Origin of the sequence: Nocardioides pini, assembly GCF_026712185.1 — a bacterium.
Taxonomy (GTDB): Bacteria; Actinomycetota; Actinomycetes; order Propionibacteriales; family Nocardioidaceae; genus Nocardioides; species Nocardioides pini.
On sequence record NZ_JAPPUX010000003.1, the window covers coordinates 198,669 to 219,165 of the forward strand.

Annotated in this window: 20 protein-coding genes; 10 read left to right on the forward strand and 10 right to left on the reverse strand. The window is 73.2% G+C overall.

Annotation, left to right across the window (positions count from 1 at the left end; translation table 11 throughout):
• Nucleotides 1–10: 10 nt before the first annotated feature.
• The 6 genes from NYO98_RS10745 to NYO98_RS10770 form a co-directional block, all read right to left on the reverse strand.
• Nucleotides 11–2,254 carry a phage holin family protein gene (locus NYO98_RS10745; RefSeq protein WP_268111665.1) on the reverse strand — a complete coding sequence of 748 codons (2,244 nt, stop codon included), beginning with the start codon at nt 2,252–2,254 and terminating at the stop codon, nt 11–13.
• Between the two features lie 87 nt (nt 2,255–2,341).
• Entirely contained in the window at nt 2,342–3,529 is a 1,188-nt protein-coding gene (locus NYO98_RS10750; protein WP_268111666.1) for a cation:proton antiporter, read from the reverse strand.
• Nucleotides 3,530–3,896: 367 nt separating this feature from the next.
• Entirely contained in the window at nt 3,897–4,610 is a 714-nt protein-coding gene (locus NYO98_RS10755) for an FAD-binding oxidoreductase (protein ID WP_268111667.1), read from the reverse strand.
• Entirely contained in the window at nt 4,600–5,211 is a 612-nt protein-coding gene (locus NYO98_RS10760) for a sulfite oxidase-like oxidoreductase (RefSeq protein WP_268111668.1), read from the reverse strand. Before NYO98_RS10760 ends, NYO98_RS10755 begins: the two co-directional genes overlap by 11 nt.
• Before the next feature lie 53 nt (nt 5,212–5,264).
• Entirely contained in the window at nt 5,265–6,314 is a 1,050-nt protein-coding gene (locus NYO98_RS10765; RefSeq protein ID WP_268111669.1) for an alanine racemase, read from the reverse strand.
• The gene (locus NYO98_RS10770; RefSeq protein WP_268111670.1) at nt 6,311–6,967 is read right to left on the reverse strand and encodes a Type 1 glutamine amidotransferase-like domain-containing protein; all 657 of its coding nucleotides are present in this window, start codon (nt 6,965–6,967) and stop codon (nt 6,311–6,313) included. The genes NYO98_RS10765 and NYO98_RS10770 overlap by 4 nt, the downstream gene beginning before the upstream one ends.
• Nucleotides 6,968–7,009: 42 nt before the next feature.
• Between NYO98_RS10770 and NYO98_RS10775 the strand changes: the two genes are divergently transcribed.
• The gene (locus NYO98_RS10775; RefSeq protein ID WP_268111671.1) at nt 7,010–7,621 is read left to right on the forward strand and encodes a hypothetical protein; all 612 of its coding nucleotides are present in this window, start codon (nt 7,010–7,012) and stop codon (nt 7,619–7,621) included.
• 43 nt (nt 7,622–7,664) lie between these two features.
• Here the strand turns inward: NYO98_RS10775 and NYO98_RS10780 are convergent, their stop codons facing one another.
• The 3 genes from NYO98_RS10780 to NYO98_RS10790 all read right to left on the reverse strand — a co-directional run bounded on the left by NYO98_RS10780 (nt 7,665) and on the right by NYO98_RS10790 (nt 11,114).
• On the reverse strand, nt 7,665–7,892 hold the full coding sequence (locus NYO98_RS10780; protein ID WP_268111672.1) for a hypothetical protein: 228 nt from the start codon (nt 7,890–7,892) through the stop codon (nt 7,665–7,667).
• 145 nt (nt 7,893–8,037) lie between these two features.
• A complete protein-coding gene (locus NYO98_RS10785) occupies nt 8,038–9,609 on the reverse strand; it encodes a dolichyl-phosphate-mannose--protein mannosyltransferase (RefSeq protein WP_268111673.1) in 1,572 nt (523 codons plus the stop codon).
• A gap of 59 nt (nt 9,610–9,668) precedes the next feature.
• Entirely contained in the window at nt 9,669–11,114 is a 1,446-nt protein-coding gene (locus NYO98_RS10790) for a PhoX family protein (RefSeq protein WP_268111674.1), read from the reverse strand.
• 102 nt (nt 11,115–11,216) lie between these two features.
• Between NYO98_RS10790 and rsmI the strand changes: the two genes are divergently transcribed.
• The 6 genes from rsmI (at nt 11,217) to NYO98_RS10825 (ending at nt 18,084) form a co-directional block, all read left to right on the forward strand.
• Nucleotides 11,217–12,047 carry a 16S rRNA (cytidine(1402)-2'-O)-methyltransferase gene (gene rsmI, locus NYO98_RS10795; protein ID WP_268111675.1) on the forward strand — a complete coding sequence of 277 codons (831 nt, stop codon included), beginning with the start codon at nt 11,217–11,219 and terminating at the stop codon, nt 12,045–12,047.
• On the forward strand, nt 12,034–12,939 hold the full coding sequence (locus NYO98_RS10800) for a TatD family hydrolase (RefSeq protein ID WP_268111676.1): 906 nt from the start codon (nt 12,034–12,036) through the stop codon (nt 12,937–12,939). Before rsmI ends, NYO98_RS10800 begins: the two co-directional genes overlap by 14 nt.
• Nucleotides 12,940–13,226: 287 nt before the next feature.
• Nucleotides 13,227–14,366: a transglycosylase family protein gene (locus NYO98_RS10805; RefSeq protein WP_326494432.1), complete on the forward strand. Its 1,140-nt coding sequence runs from the start codon at nt 13,227–13,229 to the stop codon at nt 14,364–14,366.
• A 30-nt stretch (nt 14,367–14,396) separates the two neighbouring features.
• A complete protein-coding gene (gene rsmA, locus NYO98_RS10815) occupies nt 14,397–15,272 on the forward strand; it encodes a 16S rRNA (adenine(1518)-N(6)/adenine(1519)-N(6))-dimethyltransferase RsmA (RefSeq protein ID WP_268111678.1) in 876 nt (291 codons plus the stop codon).
• A complete protein-coding gene (locus NYO98_RS10820) occupies nt 15,269–16,180 on the forward strand; it encodes a 4-(cytidine 5'-diphospho)-2-C-methyl-D-erythritol kinase (protein WP_268111679.1) in 912 nt (303 codons plus the stop codon). The genes rsmA and NYO98_RS10820 overlap by 4 nt, the downstream gene beginning before the upstream one ends.
• A 56-nt stretch (nt 16,181–16,236) precedes the next feature.
• The gene (locus NYO98_RS10825; RefSeq protein ID WP_268111680.1) at nt 16,237–18,084 is read left to right on the forward strand and encodes an ABC-F family ATP-binding cassette domain-containing protein; all 1,848 of its coding nucleotides are present in this window, start codon (nt 16,237–16,239) and stop codon (nt 18,082–18,084) included.
• Between the two features lie 6 nt (nt 18,085–18,090).
• Here the strand turns inward: NYO98_RS10825 and NYO98_RS10830 are convergent, their stop codons facing one another.
• A complete protein-coding gene (locus NYO98_RS10830; RefSeq protein WP_268111681.1) occupies nt 18,091–18,576 on the reverse strand; it encodes a MarR family winged helix-turn-helix transcriptional regulator in 486 nt (161 codons plus the stop codon).
• Between the two features lie 222 nt (nt 18,577–18,798).
• Here NYO98_RS10830 and NYO98_RS10835 point away from each other — a divergent pair, with 222 nt between their 5' ends.
• Genes NYO98_RS10835 through NYO98_RS10845 form a run of 3 tightly spaced genes read left to right on the forward strand, consistent with a single transcriptional unit; the run spans nt 18,799 to nt 20,483 of the window.
• A complete protein-coding gene (locus NYO98_RS10835) occupies nt 18,799–19,602 on the forward strand; it encodes a trans-aconitate 2-methyltransferase (protein WP_268111682.1) in 804 nt (267 codons plus the stop codon).
• Complete coding sequence (locus tag NYO98_RS10840; protein WP_268111684.1) at nt 19,599–19,979, forward strand: VOC family protein; 381 nt, start codon at nt 19,599–19,601, stop codon at nt 19,977–19,979. Before NYO98_RS10835 ends, NYO98_RS10840 begins: the two co-directional genes overlap by 4 nt.
• Nucleotides 19,980–20,006: 27 nt before the next feature.
• The gene (locus NYO98_RS10845) at nt 20,007–20,483 is read left to right on the forward strand and encodes a hotdog fold domain-containing protein (RefSeq protein ID WP_268111685.1); all 477 of its coding nucleotides are present in this window, start codon (nt 20,007–20,009) and stop codon (nt 20,481–20,483) included.
• The last annotated feature ends 14 nt before the right edge of the window (nt 20,484–20,497 follow it).

Below are 20,497 nucleotides of genomic sequence, written 5' to 3' on the forward strand. Positions count from 1 at the left end.
ACCTCCTGGCTCACTCGTCAGGCACGAGCTGCTCGTCGCTCCGAGTGGCGACGGGGGCGGCGTCGGCCGGCGCGGCCGGATCAGTGCCCGGCTCGGTGCCGGGTTCGGTGATGCCGCGCCGGTGGCCGAGGTGGCGGAGGATGTCGCGCAGGGCCACGTGCAACGCGTCCGCCCCGATCACCCGCTCCTCGGGGAACGGGAGGTCGGTCGGCACGACGACGCAGGCGCGGTCCTGCCAGCCGCCCAGGCCGCCGTGGCACCCCACGAGCCCCTCGAACGCGGCCACCTCCTCGGTCCCGGGGTCGAGGAGGCTGTTGGCGTAGATGTCCGGTGCCTCGGGGCGGTGGGCGACGCGGCGGACGAACTCGGGGGCGAGCGGCCCGAACGGCAGGAGCGGGTCCTCGCCCTCCACCGTGCCGTCGTCGAGCCGGTGCAGCCCGGCAGCACCCAGGGCCACCGGCCCGTCGTCGTCCATGACGACGACGAAGCCCACGCCGGGGTGGGCGGCCAGCCCGGGGACCAGCGCCGGGAAGCGGCGGGACAGCTCGGCGCGGGTCAGCTGCTCCTTCTCGCCGCGCACGTAGATGAGCCCGAGGTTGCCCGAGCCGAACACGTGGAAGGTCTCGTCCTGCGTGGTGCTCCTCCGCGCGGTCGCATCTCCTCGCGGCTTCGCGGCCGACACGGCGTCGGGCTCGTTGTGGTGCCCCTTGTCCATGGCCCTGCCCGCCGACTCCATGGTCCTGCCGGTGACGCCGCCGGACGTCGAGAGCTCGCCGACCAGGGCCCGGGTGCGTCCCCAGCCCTCCACGTCGTCGTCGGACGCGGCCACGTCCGACTGCGCCAGCCGCGAGACCAGCGTCGCCAGGTCCTCGTCGTACCGGTCGGCGAACGTCGCGCCCTGGGCCTGGCCGTGGTCGGAGAGCACGACGAACCGGTACCTGCGCGGCGCCGCGCTCGCCACCGTCTCCAGCTGGCGCAGCACGCCGTCGACCGCCTCGAGCGCCTCGAGGCTCTCGGGACGCAGCATGCCGGCGTGGTGCGCGATCTCGTCGTAGTCCACGAAGTCGACGTAGATCGACTTGGTGCCGCTCAGCATGTGCTGGGCGACCAGGATCGTGTTGAGGTCGCGGAGCGCGCCGTTGGTGACGCAGCGCAGCAGTGCGGTCTCCCACGTGCGCTCGCAGCGTGGCTGGACGTCCCGACGGATGCCGCGCCTGGCCTGGAAGCGGTCGCGCGCCAGCTCCGACACCGACCGTGAGATGGCCCGGGTCAGCCCCGACGGCGACATGACGAACTCGGCGACGGCGCGCCTGGCGGCCTCGGCGCCACGGACGCGGCGGCTCATGGTGAGCACCGCGGACGGGGCGTCACCGGTGAACAGGTTGCTGATGCTGACCCCGTCGTCGACCAGGAGCCCCTTGCCGGTGGTCAGGTCGGCCTCGATGACGGCTGCGTCCGCGGGCTTGTTGGCCACCATCACCCGGTCGTTCGCACGGTCGTACCAGCGGAACGCGGGGATCCCGTCGATCACCCCGTGCAGGATCCCCATCTGGCTCGCGGGTGTCGTGGCGGGCAGCTTGGGGGTCCACTCGTGCAGGCGGTGGCTTCCCGACCGGACCCAGCGGGTCAACGTCGGCACCGTGCCGGCCGTGATCGCCATCTGGAGGACGGGGAACGGGACGCCGTCCAGCTGCACGAACACCACCCCCTCGGTGTCCGGATCGGCCAGCTTCGCCGGGCGGCGGCGCGCCGACGAGACAAGTCTCGAGACCAGCACCTGTGAGGTCCCGGCGCTGCCGAACCACCCCAGCACCGTGCTGACCAGGCCGACCGCGACGACCACGACGAGGGCGGTCCAGAAGTCGTCGATCGTGACGGGTGGTAGGACAGCCCCGGTGACCAGCACGACGACGGCTTGGCCGACGAACGCGAGCACCAGGACCCCCGCCCACCCGAGTCGGACCGCCGCCGCGACGAGCAGGGGCTGGAGCACGACCCCCACGAGCGCCAGCACGGCAGCGAAGACGATCGGACCCACGGGCTCCTCGACGTGGAACCCCGGCAGGAGCCAGTCGCACAGCCACACCGCCGGCACGATGAACAGCACCGACACCACGAACGAGACGACCTGCGCGTACCACGGCCGACGCAGCGTCTCCCGGGCGAGCTGTCCGGCGATCCCCGTCGAGGGGGCCGGAGCGGGGCCGTCGCCCCCGGACGGGGGCGGAGAGGCATCAGCGTGCGTCGAGGTCACGGACCCATTGCACGTCGCCGGGGCCCGGGTGCGCCTCACTCATATCGTGTGAGTCGATGCGCAGGCGCGAGCGGAGCCTCTGGCGGCCTACCCGGCAGAGGACCTGGCTGACGGCGCGACCCGAGCCGCGCCGCGGTCGAGGGCGACGGCCAGGCCCGGGAAGAACATCACCGACAGCACGCCGGCGCCGACCAGCGCCGCTGCGTTCTCCGGGAGCATGTGGCCGCTGTCGAGGCCAACACTGGCGAGCGCCACCAGGAGTGGGAGCGAGGTCGCGGTGAGCAGCGTCATCTGCACGCGCTGGCGCACGGTCAGGTCGTGGCGGTAGAGGACCATCGACGGAAGTCCACGCACCGCCAGCAGCAGCACGAAGAAGGCGACCAGACGCAGCGGAGCCTCCCCGATCGAGGCCAGGTCCAGGCTCATGCCGGACGAGACGAAGAAGACGGGGATGAAGAACCCGTACCCGACGGCGTCCAGCTTGTCCTCCAGCGCCGCCACGTCACCGGGGGCCCACCGCCGCAGGATCACTCCGGCGAGGAACGCCCCGAGCACCACGTCGATGCCGACGTCGTCCGCCAGCACGAGCAGGGCGAAGAGGAGCATCAGCGTGAGCCGGAGCGTGATCTGCGACGTTGCGTGCTCGCCCTCGCGGGAGATCGCCGCGATCCGGGGCAGCCGGGCCAGTCGGGGCAGCCACGCGAGACCCAGCGCCACCGCGCACATCGCGACGAGCGAGATGAGGCCGGCCAGGCGACCCTGCGACCCGAGGAAGATCGCGATGCCGGCGATGGGCAGGAACTCGCCCACGGCTCCGGCAGGCATGATGAACCGCCCCAGGGGCCCGTCCAGCATGTCGTTGTCGCGCAGGATCGGCAGCAGCGTGCCGAGCGCCGTCGTGGTGAGGGCGAGCGCGACGGGGACGAAGGCGTTCACCAGGTCGACCGCCGCCAACGCCCCGGTCACGACGATCGCGAGCACCGCGCTGACCGTCCAGCCCGCCACGGCGAGACGCCCGGACCGCTCGCGGAAGTGGTCGAGCTCCAGCTCGTAGCCGGCGAGCAGGAACAGGAAGCCCAGCCCGACGTTGGAGACCAGCTCCACGGACTGCGGCTCCGCGAATCCACCGACCTGCGGGCCGATCAGCACGCCGCCCACGATCAGCACCACCACCTGCGGCACCAGCAGCCGCGCCAGGAACGCGCTGACGAAGGGCGCGGCCAAGGAGACGATCGAGACGATCAGGAGCGCCTGCAGCTCCGTCTCGACGTCCATCCGCCCACCTCTCGGCACCGGCGCGCGCCGCACCCGTCGCGGGACGCCGAGGTGGCAGATCGTGTCGCACCCCACGGGGCGCCGGCATCCTCCGCCGGGGGTGAGGCCGCCCTTCTCGAGGAATACCTGCCAGCCCGTAACAGGCTTGCTCGTCCCGACGCTGTAGGGGAGAGGGCAGCGGCGCGATTTGTTTCCCCCCGGATCGAGATCGCGCCGCTGTTCGTTGTCGTCGTCGCGACCACGGCTGTACCGTGGTCGCAGGCGCTCGATCCGGGGGGATGGACTGCCTGGTGGAGGCCCGGTCGCCCACTCGTGGGCGACCGGGCTTCCGTGTCCTGCCGGACGTCCTCCGGCAGACCGGCGGGCGTCAGTCGCCCGTCGGCCCGAACCGCTCGACCCGGATCGCCGCGGGGTCGAGGCCGCACGCGACGAGCAGGTCCTCGGCGTACGACGCGAAGCGGGCCGAGCCGCAGACGTAGCCGAGGTCGACGCCGTCGACCAGCGGCGCCAGCTCGTCTGCCGTGAACGGCCCGGCGGACCGGCCGTCGGCGTCGGCCCGGGTGAAGGCCAGGGTCGCGCCGTGACGCTCGAGCTCGGCGGCGTAGGCGAGGTCGTCGCGGGACCGGCCCATCGCGGCGATGCGCAGCAGGTCGGTGCGACCGAGGCGCCGTGCGGTGCGTGCCATCGCGACGGCCGGCACGACACCGGTGCCGCCGACGAGGCACAGGATGCGGGCCTTGGTGTCCCAGACGAACCAGCGACCGATCGGCCCGCGCAGCTCCAGCACGTCGCCCACCTCGGCGACATCGGCGAGGAACTCCGAGACCTCCCCGTCGGGCTGTCGCTCGACGAGGAGCTCGAGCAGCGGGTCGTCGCTGTCGGAGGCGAGGGAGTACGAGCGCTGGGCGGTGTAGCCGTCGGGCGCGCGCAGCCGGAGGATGTAGTGCTGCCCCGGCAGGTGGTGCGGCCGGTCGTCGACGTGCAACCGCAACCGGACCGTGTTCGCGGTCGGCTGGTCCTTCTCGATGATGCGGCCGTCGCTCCAGGCCGCCATGGGTGCCGGCGCCACGTCAGTCGTCACCCTGGTAGCGCTGCTCGCGCCACGGGTCGCCCCGGTCGTGGTAGCCGTTCTGCTCCCAGAAGCCCGGCAGGTCCTCCGCCATCAGCTCGAGCCGCGAGAGCCACTTGGCCGACTTCCAGAAGTAGAGGTGCGGCACCAGCAGGCGCAGCGGCCCGCCGTGCTGACGGGGGAGCGGCTTGCCGTCGAAGCTCCACACCACCCACGCGCGCCCGCCGGTGACGTCGGCCAGCGGCAGGTTGGTCGTGTAGCCGGTGACCGAGTGCGCCATGACGAAGGCCGCCGCTGGGTCCGGCCTCGCGACCGCGAGCAGGTCGTCGACGCTGACACCGCTGAAGGTGGTGTCGAGCTTGGACCAGGTGGTGACGCAGTGGATGTCGCCGAAGAAGGTCGAGCCCGGGAGGGCCTGCAGCTCCTGCCAGGTCCAGGTGTGCGGCGACTCGACGAGGCCGTCGATGCTGAACGTCCACGACTCCTCGGGCTGGTGCGGCGTGGCCTCGGCGCTCAGGACCGGCCACGACGAGCCGGTGTCGTACTGGCCCGGTGGGAGCCGGCCGCGCTCCGGCTCGGGACGGCGGCGGTGGAATCCTCGGGTGACAGGCATCGATGCTCCTCGGGGTGGGCTCGTGCTCGACCGGACAGGACCAGTCTGCCGGCTCAGCCGTTGCGGCCGCGAGCGGTGACCGGCCACGGGTCGTCCCCGGTGGTGGGCCACAGCTCGTCGGCGAGGTTGACCGCGGTGCAGCAGTGGTTGGGCACGACGAGGACCCTGCTGCCGAGCGCCGGCAGCCGACCCGGCACCTCGGCGACGGCGTGGTGCTCCGACAGCTGCACGATCCGGGCGTCGGGGTGGTCGAGGAGCCGGCCGGAGCCCGATGCGTAGGGGGCGCGGTCGGCGCCGAGCACCTTGGACCCGGCGTCGAGGACGGCCCGGCCTCCGGCGTGGCTCACCACGGTCGCCACCGCGGTCAGGGCGACCTGCTCGGGCGTCGCCGAGCCGAGCTCCCACTGCTGGGCGTCGTTGAACACGTAGACGCCTGGCCGGAGCTCGGTCAGCACCGTGGTGTCCGCGTGCTCGAGCGAGGGTGTGGACCCGCCGCTCACGACCTCGACGTCGAGGCCGGCGGCCCTGACCGCCTCGCTCGCGACGGCGAGGGCGACACCCTCGTCGCGGGCCGCGGCCGCCCGCGCGCCGGGTGAGTAGGAGTGACCCGGGAAGGTGAACACGCCGCGGACGGCCAGGTCGCCGGCGGCGAGCGCGACGTCGCCGGCCGCGGTCGGCTCGACGCCGCTGCGGTGGTGACCGGAGTCGACCTCGATCACCACCTCGGTGCCCGAGCCGGCCAGGAGTGCGGCCGCCGCGCGGGCACCGCCGACGGAGTCGACACCGATCGCCAGCCGCACGCCCGACGAGGCGAGCGAGCGGAGACGCCCCGCCAGCGCGGTCGTCAGCCACAGCGGGTAGGCGACGAACAGGTCCGTGACGCCTGCTGCTGCGAAGGCCTCGGCCTCCCCGACGGTGGCGACGGTCAGCCCGGCGGCTCCGGCGTCGAGCTGCAGCCGGGCGATGTCCGCGGACTTGTGCGTCTTGGCGTGCGGACGCAGCGCGACACCCGCCGCCGCGGCCGCCTCGGCGGCGCGCGCGACGTTGGCGTGCAGCCGGTCGACGTCGACCCGGAGGTAGGGCGTGGCCCGCTCCGCCGTCATCCGAAGCGCCTCCACTCGCCCTCCGAGACGACCTCGACCCGGTCGCCGTCCACGAGGACCGCGGACTGCTCGTCGAGGGCGTACGCCGGGTTGCCGAGGCCGGCGGCCCACTCGGCGGCGGCCTCCATCGTGTTGGACGGGAAGAGCCCGACGTGGGGGAAGATCGAGAAGTCGACGACACCCAGGGTCGCGTCGCCCTCCTCGGGCCGCCACTCGACGAACAGGTCGCCGATGCGAGGGGTGAGCGCCATGCTGCCGGCGCTGACACCGACCCACACGGTGTCGCCCAGCTCTGGGAGGAGGCCGGCGAGCCCGGACTCCCGCAGCCAGTGGGCGAGGTACGTCGCCTCGCCGCCGTCGACGAGCAGCACGTCGGCCTCGCGCACCCAGGGCACCCAGCGGTCCGGGTCGATCGTCGGGAGCGCCGTCAGCTCCAGCAGGCCGACGGAACGCCAGCCGAGGCCGGTCATCGTCGCCGGTGACCCGTCGGTGACGAACCGTCGCAGCGACACGGGCCCGCACATGGGATGACCCCACTGCGCCGTCGGGATGCACAGTGCGGTCGAGTCCTCGACCGGCTTGCCGAGCAGGTCGACCAGGGCGGCCCGGATGCTGTCGTTGGTCACGCCGCCGGAGGTGAGCAGGAGCTTCATGCCCGCATCGTCGCAGGCCGGGCCCGGCGCTACGGTCGTCCCGTGAGCGACTACCAGCGGATCCTCGTGGTCAGCACGCGGGCCGGCGCGGCGGAGGTCGCGCGGGTGCGGGCAGGGATCGGGGCGTCCGCGGTCGTCCTCACCGCGCCGACCGCCGACGGCAAGCGCGTCGTGCAGGAGCTGGGGCACACCGCCCACCCGGAGATGCTGCTGGCGCCGGTCCGCTTCCCCGACGTGGACCGTGGGCACCGGCTCGACGAGGTCGTGCGCCGCCACGCGGTCGCGGACCGGTTCCGCGACGTCGTCGTGGTGGCCGACCCCGCCACGATCACCCTCCTGCTGAGGGTGCTCGCTCCCGACCAGCTGCCCGCCTCGGGACCCGTGACCGAGGTCGGCCTCCCGCGGGGGCCGCGGCCGGTGCCGCTCGGTCGCGCGGCCGTGGCGGGCGTGGTCCTCGCCCTGCTCGCGATGCTGCTGTCGGCCGTGACACCGGTGTGGGTGCTGCCCGCGCTGGCGACGGTCGCCGGGCTGGTGCTGCTGGTCGTGCCCGGACGCCGGTGGCTCGGACAGTCGCTGCTCATCGCGGTCGCGGTGTCGCTCGGCGTCTCGTTGCTCGCCGTCGCCGGGTCGGCCCGGTTCCCCGGCGCGTGGTGAGTGCGGCGCCCGGCGCCCCGGCGGGGTCGCCCGGCGCGGCGGCTCAGCCCTTGCGCGGACCGAAGAGCAGCCCGCGGCGACTGGCCTTGCGCGGCTGCGGGATCGCGGGCGCGGGCCACCACTCGAGGCTCGCGTAGCCGGCGCGGTTGAATCCCTCGCGGTAGACGAAGTTGTCGCCGCACGAGCACACCCAGCGCTCTCCCACCTCGTGGTCCTCGCCGGACGGCGCTCCCTCGGTCTGCAGGCAGACGTGGATCATCGTCGAGTCCATCAACGCTCCCTCCCTCGCGTCGAGCCCTGGCACAAACCCCCGTGTGTGCAGGTTCGACCATGGTCGTGGCGCTCTCGTCGAAAGAGAATGGCCGCGCGCCGAAGTGCGGTCCATCTTGAGCAAACCTCGGTGGTTCCTGCTGGGTTCAGATCCAGCGCTGGAACCAGATGCGGTGGTCCCACTCCGCCTTCGTCAGCAGCGCGTCGGTCCAGATCGGCCAGAACCACGCGAAGGAGATGAGCGCGAGCACGGTGTAGCTGCCCGCGACGACGACGCCGAACGTGCGCCGAGGGGTGGGCACGTCGGACGTCCCGATCAGGTGGCCCATCACCAGCGTGATCGACAGGACGAGGAACGGCAGCGTCGTGATGGCGTAGAAGAAGAAGATCGGCCGGTCGTCGTAGGCGAACCACGGCAGCCAGGTGCTGGCGATGCCGGCGACCACGACGCCGTGGCGCCAGTCCCGCGCGCCGACCCACAGCAGCAGCGACGCGACCGCCGCCAGGCAGCCGCCCCACCAGATGACGGGGTTGCCGAGGAGCAGCACCTGGCGGATGCAGCTCGAGCCCGACGGCGCCTCGCACCCCTGCGACCCGGGCTGGATGTCGGTCTGCGCGTCGACCCCCACCGGACGTCCCATCACCAGCCACGTCGACGGCTTGGAGGCGTAGACGTGCGTCGAGTCGTTGAGGAAGTGGCTGTGGAACGTGTAGACGTCCTGGTGGTACGACCACAGCGACCGCAGCGACTGGGTGACCTCGCCGAGGCCGTCGGCGTCGGGCTCGCTCGCGGTCGGCCACGGCTTCCCGCCGCCGTACGACGTGTACTGCGTGTCGCTGAACGCGTCCTCGTAGGCGTCGGCGTGCACCAGCCAGCCCGTCCACGACGCGACGTACGTCGCCAGCGCGACGCCCACCAGTGCGACGAACGCCGGCACCCCGTCCAGGACGACCGAGCGGAGCAGCGGGCGGCGCTCGCCGAACGCGCGTCGCGCGCCGGCGCTCCACACCCAGGCGAGGAGGCCGAACAGGGCGAGCGCGTAGACGCCCGACCACTTGGTGCCGCACGCGAGGCCGAAGCTCACCCCGCCGAGGACCAGCCACGGCCGCCACCAGGTGCGGGTCGCGCCCCCGGCCAGCCGGTCGCGCAGCCACTGGCGGTCGGCCACCACGCAGTGCACGCCGCAGAGGGTGAAGAACGCCAGGAAGATGTCGAGCAGGGCGAGCCGCGACAGCACGAGCTGCAGGCCGTCGAGGGACAGCAGCAGGCCCGCGACGAGCCCGAGCAGCGTCGAGCCCGTCACGCGCCGGGCGAAGCGGCACATCAGCAGGACCATCAGCGCGCCGACCACCGCCGACGCCGTGCGCCAGCCGGTGGGGTCCATCCCGAAGACCTTGATCCCGGCGGCGATCAGCCACTTGCCCACCTCGGGGTGGACGATCATCGAGGGACCGTCCTGGAACAGCCCGGTCAGGTTGCCGTTGAGGATCGTCTTGTCGGCGTCCTCGACGTAGCCGCGCACGTAGCCGTGGTTGAGCAGCGACCACGCGTCCTTGGCGTAGTAGGTCTCGTCGAAGGAGAACGCGTGCGGCGTGCCGAGGTGCCAGCGGCGCAGGAAGAAGGCCAGCGCGGCGAGGCACAGCGCGCCCGCCCACCCGAGCACCGGGTCCTCCGACCGCCAGCGCGGACGATTCCGCTCGGCGGCAGTCGGGCTCACGCGGGCAGCCTAGCCAGACGTCACCCTCCCTCACGCACGTGCGGGCACGACGCGGACGCTCACACGCCGATCGAGGCCCAGTCGCCCCAGATGGCGAACGTCAGCCCGCGGCTGGCCTGGATGTTGACGAAGAGGGTGTGCCCGTCCGGGCTGAAGGTCGACCCGGCGAACTCGTCGCCCTCGCGGCCGGGCATCGCGTTGCGGGCGATGGAGAACAGGTCGCCGTCGGTGGTCAGTCCGCGGAGGAAGTTGCCCTGGTCGTGGTCCTCGCACAGCACCAGGGTGCCGCGCGGGCTGGTGGTGACGTTGTCGGGGAAGTCGAGCACCTCCCGGCTTTCGGACTGGTAGACGCACCGCAGGGTCTGGGTGCGGGTGTCGTACGCCCACACCTGGCCGAAGCCCTTACCGTAGCCGTTCACGTTGTCGGGGCCCGTCATCGCCGGACCCCCGCCCTGGGTGGCGGTGAAGTAGACGACGCCGTCGTGGAAGATCTGGCCCTCGCAGCGCGAGAAGTGGGCCGCGCCCTTCGCCCGGCCCTGGTCGCCCACGAAGTTGATCGCGGTGTCGTTGCTCGTCGGCGCCGGCTCGCCCGGCGTGTAGGGGAACTCGACGTCCGGCTCGTCGATGTCGACCCACTCGACGTCGTGGACGGTCGTGGTGTCCTGGTGCGCCTCGAGGTGCAGGTTGGGCCGGCCGACGACGGCGAGCATCTGCAGCCGGCCGTTGTGGTCGAGGTTGCGGTGGTCGTCGCGTCGCTCGCGCGGCACGTAGCGGTAGAAGCCGGACGGGAAGGCGAAGTTGTCCTCGGTCAGGTAGAGCACGCCCTCGGTCGGGTCGTACGACACCGCCTCGTGCGCGAACCGTCCGGCCTTGCGCAGCGGGCGGGCGTCGGCGAGGCCGCCCGCGGGGACCTCGAAGACGTAGCCGTGCCGCTTCTGCAGGGGCACGTTGGACGCGCCGGTGAAGTCGGGTCCGACGTCGGGACCGTTGACGGTCTCCTCGCAGGTCACCCAGGCGCCCCACGGCATCTGGCCGCCGCTGCAGTTCATCATCGTGCCGCTCAGGCTGGTGTAGGCGTCCTGCACCTCGCCGAACCTCGTCACCTGGATCGTGGTCGTGCCCGCGCCGCCGCGCTTGTCGTAGGGCTTGGTCGGCCCGAACGCCGGCTGCGGGTTGTTGACCTCGTGGTTGCGCACCAGCAGCACCGATCCGCCCGGCCCGGCGAAGGCGCCCATCCCGTCGTGCCGGCCGGGCAGCCGGGTGCCGTCGCGCAGCGTCACCGGCGTGGACGTGTCGTGGAACGAGCGGTAGGAGAAGCCCGCGGGCAGGTGGAGGCGTACGGCGCCGTCGCGCGCGTCGGCGACGGGGACCAGCGGCCCGACGGCGGCGCCGACGACGGCGCCCGTCCGCGAGAGCGCGGCGGCGTTGGCGAAGCCGGCGAACGGGCCGGCGACGAGGGCGCCACCGAGGGCTCCCTTGATGGCGGTGCGGCGGTTGAGCTCCATGCGAGTGACCTCCGAGGGCGCGACACGGGTGGGGGGATCTCGTCACGCTAGGGGTCGAAGGCCGGGAGCGGAACCCCTGTCGCGGGCATCTACGGTGAACCCATGACTGGCGTCCTGGTCCTCGCGGGCACCCCGATCGGGCAGGCCGGCGACGCGCCGCCGCGGCTCGCCGCCGAGCTCTCGGGGGCCGACGTCGTCGCGGCCGAGGACACCCGGCGGCTCAAGCGGCTGTGCTCCGACCTCGGCATCACGCTGTCCGGCCGGGTCGTGTCCTACTTCGAGGGCAACGAGCAGGCTCGCACGCCCGCGCTGCTGGAGGCGCTGCTGGCCGGCGAGCGGGTGGTGCTGGTGACCGACGCGGGGATGCCGAGCGTCTCCGACCCGGGCTACCGGCTGGTCGCCGCGGCGGTCGAGCACGACGTACGCGTCACGGCCGTCCCGGGGCCCAGCGCGGTCCTGACCGCGCTGGCGGTGTGCGGGCTGCCGGTCGACCGGTTCTGCTTCGAGGGCTTCCTGCCCCGCAAGGCGGGCGAGCGCGGGCGGCGGCTCGCTGCCCTGGCCGCCGAGGAGCGCACGATGGTCTTCTTCGAGGCGCCCCACCGCACCGAGGCGGCGCTGGCGGCGATGGCCGAGGCGCTGGGCGAGGACCGTCCCGCCGCCGTCTGCCGCGAGCTGACGAAGACGCACGAGGAGGTGCGCCGCGGTCCGCTGGGCGAGCTCGTCGCCTGGGCGGCCGAGGGCGTGCGCGGCGAGGTCACCATCGTCGTCGAGGGCTCGAGCGGGGCCCCGGCCCTCGACACCGACCCCGGCACGCTGCGCGCGGCGGTCGCCGACCTCGAGGCCGCCGGCTCCACCCGCAAGGAGGCGATCGCGGAGGTCGCCAAGCGGGCCGGCCTGCCGAAGCGGGAGGTGTACGACGTTGTCCACCGCTGACAGCGGGGGCGGGCCGACCCGCAGCCGGGCCGCCACCGAGGAGAGGTCCGGCGCCCGGCGCGACCAGGAGCGACCGCCCGCCCCCGAACCGTTGCCGCACCCCGTCGTCGACAACCACTGCCACCTCGACATCGCCGACGGCGACTGGCTCGACACCGCGGACGCCGTCGCGGCCGCGGCGGCCGTCGGCGTGCCGCGGATCGTGCAGATCGGCTGCGACCTCCCCGGCGCCCGCTGGGCGGTGGCCGCGGCGGCCGAGCACGACGCGCTCGTCGCCGGCGTCGCCCTGCACCCCAACGAGGCGCCGCGCCTCGCGGAGGCCGGCCGCCTCGAGGAGGCCCTCGCGGAGATCGAGCGTCTCGCGCAGGCGCACGACAAGGTGCGGGCCGTCGGCGAGACCGGGCTCGACAGCTTCCGCACCGGTCCGGACGGCCGTGCAGCGCAGGAGGAGAGCTTCCGTCGTCACGTCGACCTCGCCAAGCGCCTCGACAAGACGCTGGTCATCCACGACCGCGACGCCCACGACGACGTGCTCCGCGTCCTCGACTCCGAGGGGGCGCCCGAGCGCTGGGTGATGCACTGCTTCTCCGGCGACGAGGCCTTCGCCCGGCGCTGCCTGGACCGCGGGGCGTTCCTCAGCTTCGCCGGGACGGTGACCTTCAAGAACGCGCAGCCCCTGCGCGACGCGCTCGCCGTCACGCCCGAGGACCGGGTCCTGGTGGAGACCGATGCGCCCTACCTGACACCCACGCCGTGGCGGGGCAGGCCCAACGCGTCCTACCTCGTGCCGCACACCGTCCGGGCGATGGCGGAGGTGCGGCAGGCGGACCTCGAGGCGCTCTGCCGGGCGATCGACGCCAACACCGAGAGCGCCTTCGGGGGGCCCTGGTAGACCGTCCGGCGAGCGGCTGGCAGGTCGGCTGACAGGCAGAACCGTGAGCGGGGACACCCGGAAATTTGCCGTCAGGAGTTTGCGTCATGGCCGGTGATCGTTATCGTCCTGTGATTGTTGGCCGGGATCGGGAGCGAATTCCGGCAGCACGAGGACCGGATCGGGCCGGTCCTGCGAGACCCCCGCTCGCACGTCGTACGCCCCGCGACCTGGTCGTGGCTGTCGTACGTCGCTCGGCCGGGGGGTGCTGCCGCCCGAGGCCCGGGGAGTACGACGTTCGGAGAATCGTGCGCTCTCGTCTCGCGCAGCTCAGCAGGTCCAAGACCGTCCTGGCGACCCTCGTGGCGCTGGTCGTGGCAGCCGTCGGAGGTACGACGGTCGGCTACGCAGCCCTCAGCAAGGACGTGACCCTCACCCTCGACGGGCAGACCCGTCAGGTCAGCGCCATCGGCGGCACCGTCGCCGACGTGCTCGCGGCCGAGGGCATCGAGGTCACCGACAAGGACCTGGTCGCCCCGGCGGTCGACGAACCCATCACCGACGGCTCGGCGATCGCCGTGCAGTTCGGGCGACCGCTGGAGCTCGCCGTCGACGGTGAGTCCCACACCTACTGGGTGAACTCGACCGACGTCGCCAGTGCGCTCGGCGAGATCGGCCGTCGCTTCGACGGCGCCGACCTGTCGGCCAGCCGCGGGTCCTCGATCGGTCGCAGCGGCATGACCCTCCAGGTCGTCACGCCGAAGGTCGTCCACCTCAAGCTCGGCGCCAAGCAGCTGAAGAGGCGCAAGATGACCGCGATGACGGTCGCCGACGTGCTGAAGACGGCCGGCTACGACGTCGACAAGCACGACAGGGTGCGGCCCTCGCTGACCACCGAGATCGCCGACGGCGACAAGATCGTCGTCACCGACATCCGTGTGGCCACCAAGAACGTGAAGCGCGAGGTCGTCAACGCCCCCGTCGTCGAGCGCGAGGACTCCTCCATGTTCGAGGGCGAGGAGGAGGTCGTGCGCGCCGGCCGCGACGGCGTCCGCGACGTCACCTACCGGCTCCGCTTCGTCAACGGCGAGCTCGCGGCCCGCAAGATCGTGAAGGCCGACGTGCGCCGCAAGGCCGTGCCCCGCGTCATCGCGGTCGGCACCAAGGAGAAGCCCGAGGAGCCGGCTGCCGACTTCGCCGGCGGCAGCACCGTGTGGGACTCCCTCGCGCAGTGCGAGTCGGGCGGCAACTGGGCCATCAACACCGGCAACGGCTACTACGGCGGCCTCCAGTTCAACGTCGGCACCTGGCGTGCCTACGGCGGCACCGGCTACCCGCACCAGGCCTCCCGCGAGACCCAGATCGCGATCGCGACCAAGGTCCGGGACGCCTCCGGCGGCTACGGCGCCTGGCCCGCCTGCGCCGCCAAGCTCGGCCTGCCCCGCTGACAGGGAGAGCCCGCACTAGGCTTCAGCCCCATGACCACGAACCCGGCCGGCCCGAGACTCCTCGGGCCGGCCGAGGTGCGTCAGCTGGCCGCCGAGCTCGACCTGCGCCCCACCAAGCAGCGCGGCCAGAACTTCGTCATCGACGCCAACACCGTGCGGCGGATCGTCCGCGAGTCCGGCATCACCGGGGACGACGTGGTCGTCGAGGTCGGACCGGGGCTCGGGTCGCTCACGCTCGCGCTGCTCGAGGTCGCCCGGCGCGTCATCGCGATCGAGGTCGACCCGGTCCTCGCCGAGCGGCTGCCGGCCACCATCGCGTCGTACGCCCCGGGGCAGGCCGACCGCTTCGAGGTCGTGCTCGCCGACGCGATGCGCGTGGACGCGGTGCCGGGCCCGCCGCCCACCGCGCTGGTCGCCAACCTGCCCTACAACGTCTCGGTGCCGGTGCTCATCCACCTGCTCACCCTGCTGCCGTCGCTCGAGCGTGGCCTGGTGATGGTGCAGGCCGAGGTCGCCGACCGTCTCGCCGCCCCGCCCGGGTCGAAGACCTACGGGGTGCCCAGCGTGAAGGCCGCGTGGTTCGCCGACGTGCGCCGCGCGGGCGCGATCGGGCGCAACGTCTTCTGGCCGGCCCCCAACGTCGACTCCGGCCTGGTCGCCTGGACCCGGCGCGAGCCGCCGGAGACCACCGCCACCCGCGAGCAGGTCTTCGCCGTCGTCGACGCCGCGTTCGCGCAGCGCCGCAAGCAGGTGCGCGCCGCGCTGCGCGGGCTCGCCGGCTCGAGCGAGGCCGCGACCGCCGCACTCGAGGCGGCGGGGGTCGACCCGACCGCCCGCGGGGAGGTGCTCGACGTCGGCGACTTCGCGCGCATCGCCGAGGGCCTCGCCGCGGTCGTCGACGCATGAGCAGCACGGTCCGCGCCGCCGCGAAGATCAACCTCCACCTCGGCGTCGGCGCTCCGCGCGAGGACGGGTTCCATCCGCTCGACACGGTCTACCAGGCGATCTCGCTCTACGACGACGTCACCGTCTCCGACGCCGAGACGGACTCGCTGTCCGTCGCCGGCTCGCCGCACGTCGACGTGGCCGGCGTGCCGACCGACGCCACCAACATCGCGGTGCGGGCGCTGTCCGAGGCGTCGTGCGAGACCCGGCACCACGTCCAGATCGCGAAGCAGATCCCCGTCGCGGGCGGGATGGCGGGCGGCTCGGCCGACGCCGCCGCGGCCCTGCTCGCGCACGACCGGCTGCACGACCTGGGCCAGGCCGACGACGTGCTGCTCGCGCAGGCCGCCCGGCTCGGCAGCGACGTGCCGTTCTCCCTCGTCGGAGGTACGGCGCGGGGCCGGGGCCGCGGCGAGCTGGTCGAGCCGATCGTCGACCTCGGCACGTGGTGGTGGGTCGTCGTACCTGCCACCGTCGGCCTCTCGACGCCGGAGGTCTACCGCCACTTCGACCGGCTCCACCCCGACGCCCCGGCGCAGCCCGCCGAGCCCGCCGAGCTGCTCGCCGCGCTGGCCACCGGCGAGCCCGTGCGGCTGGCGCGCGCGCTGCACAACGACCTGCAGGACCCGGCCATCGACCTGCGCCCCGAGCTCGGCGAGCTGATCGTGCGCGGCGAGGCCGAGGGCGCCCTCCGCGGCATGGTGAGCGGCTCGGGCCCCACCTGCGTCTTCCTCTGCGACTCCCAGGAGGGATCCATGGAGGTGGTCGCCGCGCTCTCGGCGTCGTACGACGTCGTGCTCTCCGCCGTCGGTCCGGTGGCCGGTGCCCACGTCGTCAGCACGCGCGAGGCGGAGTGGGACCTGCGGTAGCACCGGCCCACGCCGATCCGTCCCGGCTGGGGCGCACCTGAGAGGATCGCCCGGACATGGCGAACCTGATCAACCTCGAGCGCGTCTCGAAGTCCTACGGCGTACGGCCCCTGCTCGACAACGTCTCGCTCGGCATCTCGGTGGGCGAGCGCGTCGGCGTCGTCGGCCGCAACGGCGACGGCAAGACGACCCTGCTCGAGGTGATGACGGGAATCGAGGAGCCGGACTCCGGCCGCGTCTCCCGCACCCGCGGCGCCGAGATCGGCTACCTCCACCAGGGCGACGAGCTCGTCGACAGCCACACCGTCCGCGAGGCGGTGCTCGGGGGGCGGCAGGACCACGAGTGGGCCGCCGACCCCACGATGCGGCAGGTCGTCGAGGAGCTGCTCGCCGGGGTGACGCTCGACCGCGCCGTCGTCGGCCTGTCCGGTGGCGAGCGGCGCCGCTGCGCGCTCGCCGCGCTGCTGCTCTCACGCCACGACCTGATCGTGCTCGACGAGCCGACCAACCACCTCGACGTCGAGGCGGTGGCCTGGCTCGCCGGCCACCTCGTCGGGCTGCCGAGCGCACTGATCGTGGTGACCCACGACCGGTGGTTCCTCGACGCGGTCTGCCAGACGACGTGGGAGGTCCACGACGGCGCGGTCGACTCCTACGAGGGCGGCTACGCCGCGTACGTCCTCGCCAAGGCCGAGCGCCAGCGGCAGGCGGCCGCCACCGAGACGCGGCGGCTGAACCTCGCCCGCAAGGAGCTCGCGTGGCTGCGGCGCGGTGCGCCCGCGCGCACGTCGAAGCCGAAGTTCCGCATCGAGGCGGCCAACGCCCTCATCGACGACGTCCCGCCGCCGCGCGACCGGATGGAGCTGCAGCGCTTCGCGAGCCAGCGGCTCGGCAAGGACGTCATCGACATCGAGGACGTCGACCTCGCCCGCGGCGACCGGGTGCTGCTCGACCACGCCACGTGGCGCATCGGCCCGGGCGACCGGGTCGGCATCGTCGGCGTCAACGGCGCGGGCAAGACCTCGCTGCTGTCGCTCATCTCCGGCGCGCTGCCGCCCGACGTGGGCCGGGTCAAGCAGGGTCGCACGGTCGAGATGCAGCACCTCACCCAGGCGCTCGACGAGATCGACCCCGAGGCGCGGGTGCTGCCGACCGTCGAGTCGATCCGGCGCGTCACCAAGACCCTCGACGGCCAGGAGCTCACCGCCACCTCGCTGCTCGAGCGCTTCGGCTTCACCGGCGACCGGCTGACCGCGCGGCTCGGCGACCTGTCCGGTGGCGAGCGGCGGCGCTTCCAGCTGCTCAAGCTGCTGCTGACCGAGCCCAACGTGCTGCTCCTCGACGAGCCCACCAACGACCTCGACATCGACACCCTCAACGTCCTCGAGGACTTCCTCGACTCCTGGCCCGGCACGCTCGTCGTGGTCTCCCACGACCGCTACTTCCTCGAGCGGGTCACCGACTCGGTCTGGGCGCTCCTCGGCGACGGGCAGGTCTCGATGCTGCCGCGCGGGGTCGACGAGTACCTCGAGCGCCGCGCCGCCCTGCAGGCGGCCGCGGCTGCGTCGCCAGCCCCCGCCCCCGCCCCCGCTGCGTCATACGAATCGGCACACATGGGTGCGGCTTCGCATGACGCAGGCGCCTCCTCGTCGCCGTCAGCCGCGGACACCCCGAAGGCGCGCCCCGGTTCGGCCGAGGACCGCGCGGCCCGCAAGGTGCTCGCCCGCGTGGAGAAGCAGCTCGAGCGCATCGCCCTACGCGAGGCGGAGCTGCACGCGGAGATGGAGGCCAACCTCACCGACTACGACCTCCTCGCGCGCGTCGGCGAGCAGCTCGGCGAGCTTGCCGCGGAGAAGGAGGAGCTGGAGCTGGAGTGGCTCGAGGCCTCCGAGGTCGTCGAGTAGCGCCGCTCAGCTGAAGGGCGCGAGCAGCGAACGCAGCAGGCCGGCGAGCTGGGTGCGGTCCTTGTCCGAGAGGTCGGCGAGCAGGTCGGCCTCGGCCGCGAGCAGCGCCTCGAAGGCACCGTCGACGGCGGCCTTGCCCTCGGCGGTGAGCCGCACCAGCACGCCGCGGCGGTCGCGGGGGTCGGGCAGCCGCTCGACGAGGCCGCGCGCGGTGAGCCGGTCGACCCGGTTGGTCATGGTGCCGCTGGTCACGAGCGTCTCGCGCAGGAGCCGTCCGGGGGAGAGCTCGTACGGCTGGCCCGCCCGGCGCAGCGCCGCGAGGACGTCGAACTCCCACGACTCGATGCCGTGCGCGGTGAAGGCGTCGCGTCGGGCGAGGTCGAGGTGGCGGGCCAGGCGGCTGATGCGCGAGAACACCTCGACGGGCGCGAGGTCCAGGTCGCCGCGCTCGCGGCCCCAGGCCTCGACCAGGTCGTCCACCTCGTCGCGCATGACGACATCGTGCCAGATCGGTCGAGAATCTTGACATCGAGACTGTTTGGGCGGGAAGGTGAAGTATCTCGACATCAAGACACCTCGTCCGACACCTTTCGGTATCCAGGGACGTTCTGGTGGGCGAAAGTGCCGATTGACCTACCAGCACGTCCCTCGATATCCCAGTGCGGGAGACGTGAAGGCGCCGTGACCGACGACCGACGACCCGTGGAGGACGCCATGAGCCACACCTGGGACCCCGACCGCTACCTGGCGTACGCCGACGAGCGCGGGAGGCCGTTCGTCGACCTGCTCGCGCGGGTGCCCGCCGAGAGCCCGCGCGTCGTCGTCGACCTCGGCTGCGGCCCCGGCAACCTCACCGCGCTGCTGGCCGACCGGTGGCGCGGCGCCGAGGTGACGGGCGTCGACAGCAGCCCCGAGATGATCGAGGCCGCCCGTGCCGTCGACGGCATCCGCTGGGAGGTCGGCGACCTGCGCGACTGGGCCCGCCCCGACCCGCTGGCCCTGCGCGAGCCGATCGACGTGCTGGTCTCCAACGCGACGCTCCAATGGGTCCTGGACCACCTCGAGCTGCTGCCCGGCCTGGTCGACCGCCTCCGGCCCGGCGGCTGGCTCGCCTTCCAGGTGCCCGGGAACTTCGACGAGCCCAGCCACACCACCCGCACCGATCTCGCCGCGCGCGAGCCGTACGCCGCACACGTGGGCGACGCCCGCGTGCCCGCGAGCCACGACCCGGCGGTCTACGCCCGGGTCCTGCTCGACCTCGGCTGCGAGGTCGACGCGTGGGAGACGACGTACCTCCACGTCCTCACCGGTGAGGACCCCGTCTTCGACTGGGTCTCCGGCACCGGCGCCCGGCCCACTCTGCAGGCGCTGCCCGACGACCTGCGCCCGCTCTTCGAGGACGAGTTCAAGGCGCTGCTGCGCGAGGCCTACCCGGCCGACGCCGCCGGCCGGGTGGTCCTGCCGTTCCGGCGCATCTTCGTGGTGGCGCGCAAGCCGCAGGGGGTGCCGGTGCCGTGAGGCTCCACCACGTGCAGGTCGCGTGCCCGCCGGGGGGCGAGGACGTCGCCCGCCGGTTCTACGCCGACGGGCTCGGCATGACCGAGGTCGACAAGCCCGCTGACCTGGTGGCGCGAGGCGGGTGCTGGTTCCGCGCGTACGACGACGCGGGCGCCGTCGCGGCCGAGCTGCACGTCGGCGTCGAGGACCCGTTCGCCCCTGCGCGGAAGGCGCACCCGGCCTTCGCCGTCGCCGACCTCGACGAGGTGGCCGGGCGGCTGCGCGCCCTCGGCTTCGAGGTCGACGAGGGCCAGCGGCACTCGTTCCCCGGCCACGTCCGCCTCCACACCTCCGACGGCCACGGCAACCGGGTCGAGGTGCTCCAGCTGTCTGACTGAAAGTTACCGACTGGTAGCCTCGCGGGCATGCCTGCCGTCCTGGACCTCTGGAAGAAGACCTCCGCCCTCCCGCTGGGCAGCCGCGTCTTCTCGCTCGCCTTCAGCCAGAAGGCGCCCTACTTCGCCTCCATCCGGCCGCGGTTCACCGTCATCGAGCCCGACCACGTCGAGCTCGTCATCCCGAAGCGCCGCCGGGTGCACAACCACCTCGGGACGGTCCACGCCATCGCCCTCTGCAACGGCCTCGAGGCGGCCATGGGGGCGCTGGCCGAGTCGACGATCCCGCGCGACCGGCGCTGGATCCCCAAGGGCATGGAGGTCGCCTACACCGCCAAGGCGACCACCGACATCACGTGCATCGCCGAGACCGACCCCGGCCAGTGGACGGCCGAGGTCGGCGAGGGCTACGACCTGCCGGTGCGCGTGCGGGGCGTGCGCACCGACGGCACCGTCGTCGTCGAGGGCGAGATCCGCCTGTGGGTGACCGAGAAGCGCGGAGCGTAGCGACGCGCTTCGAC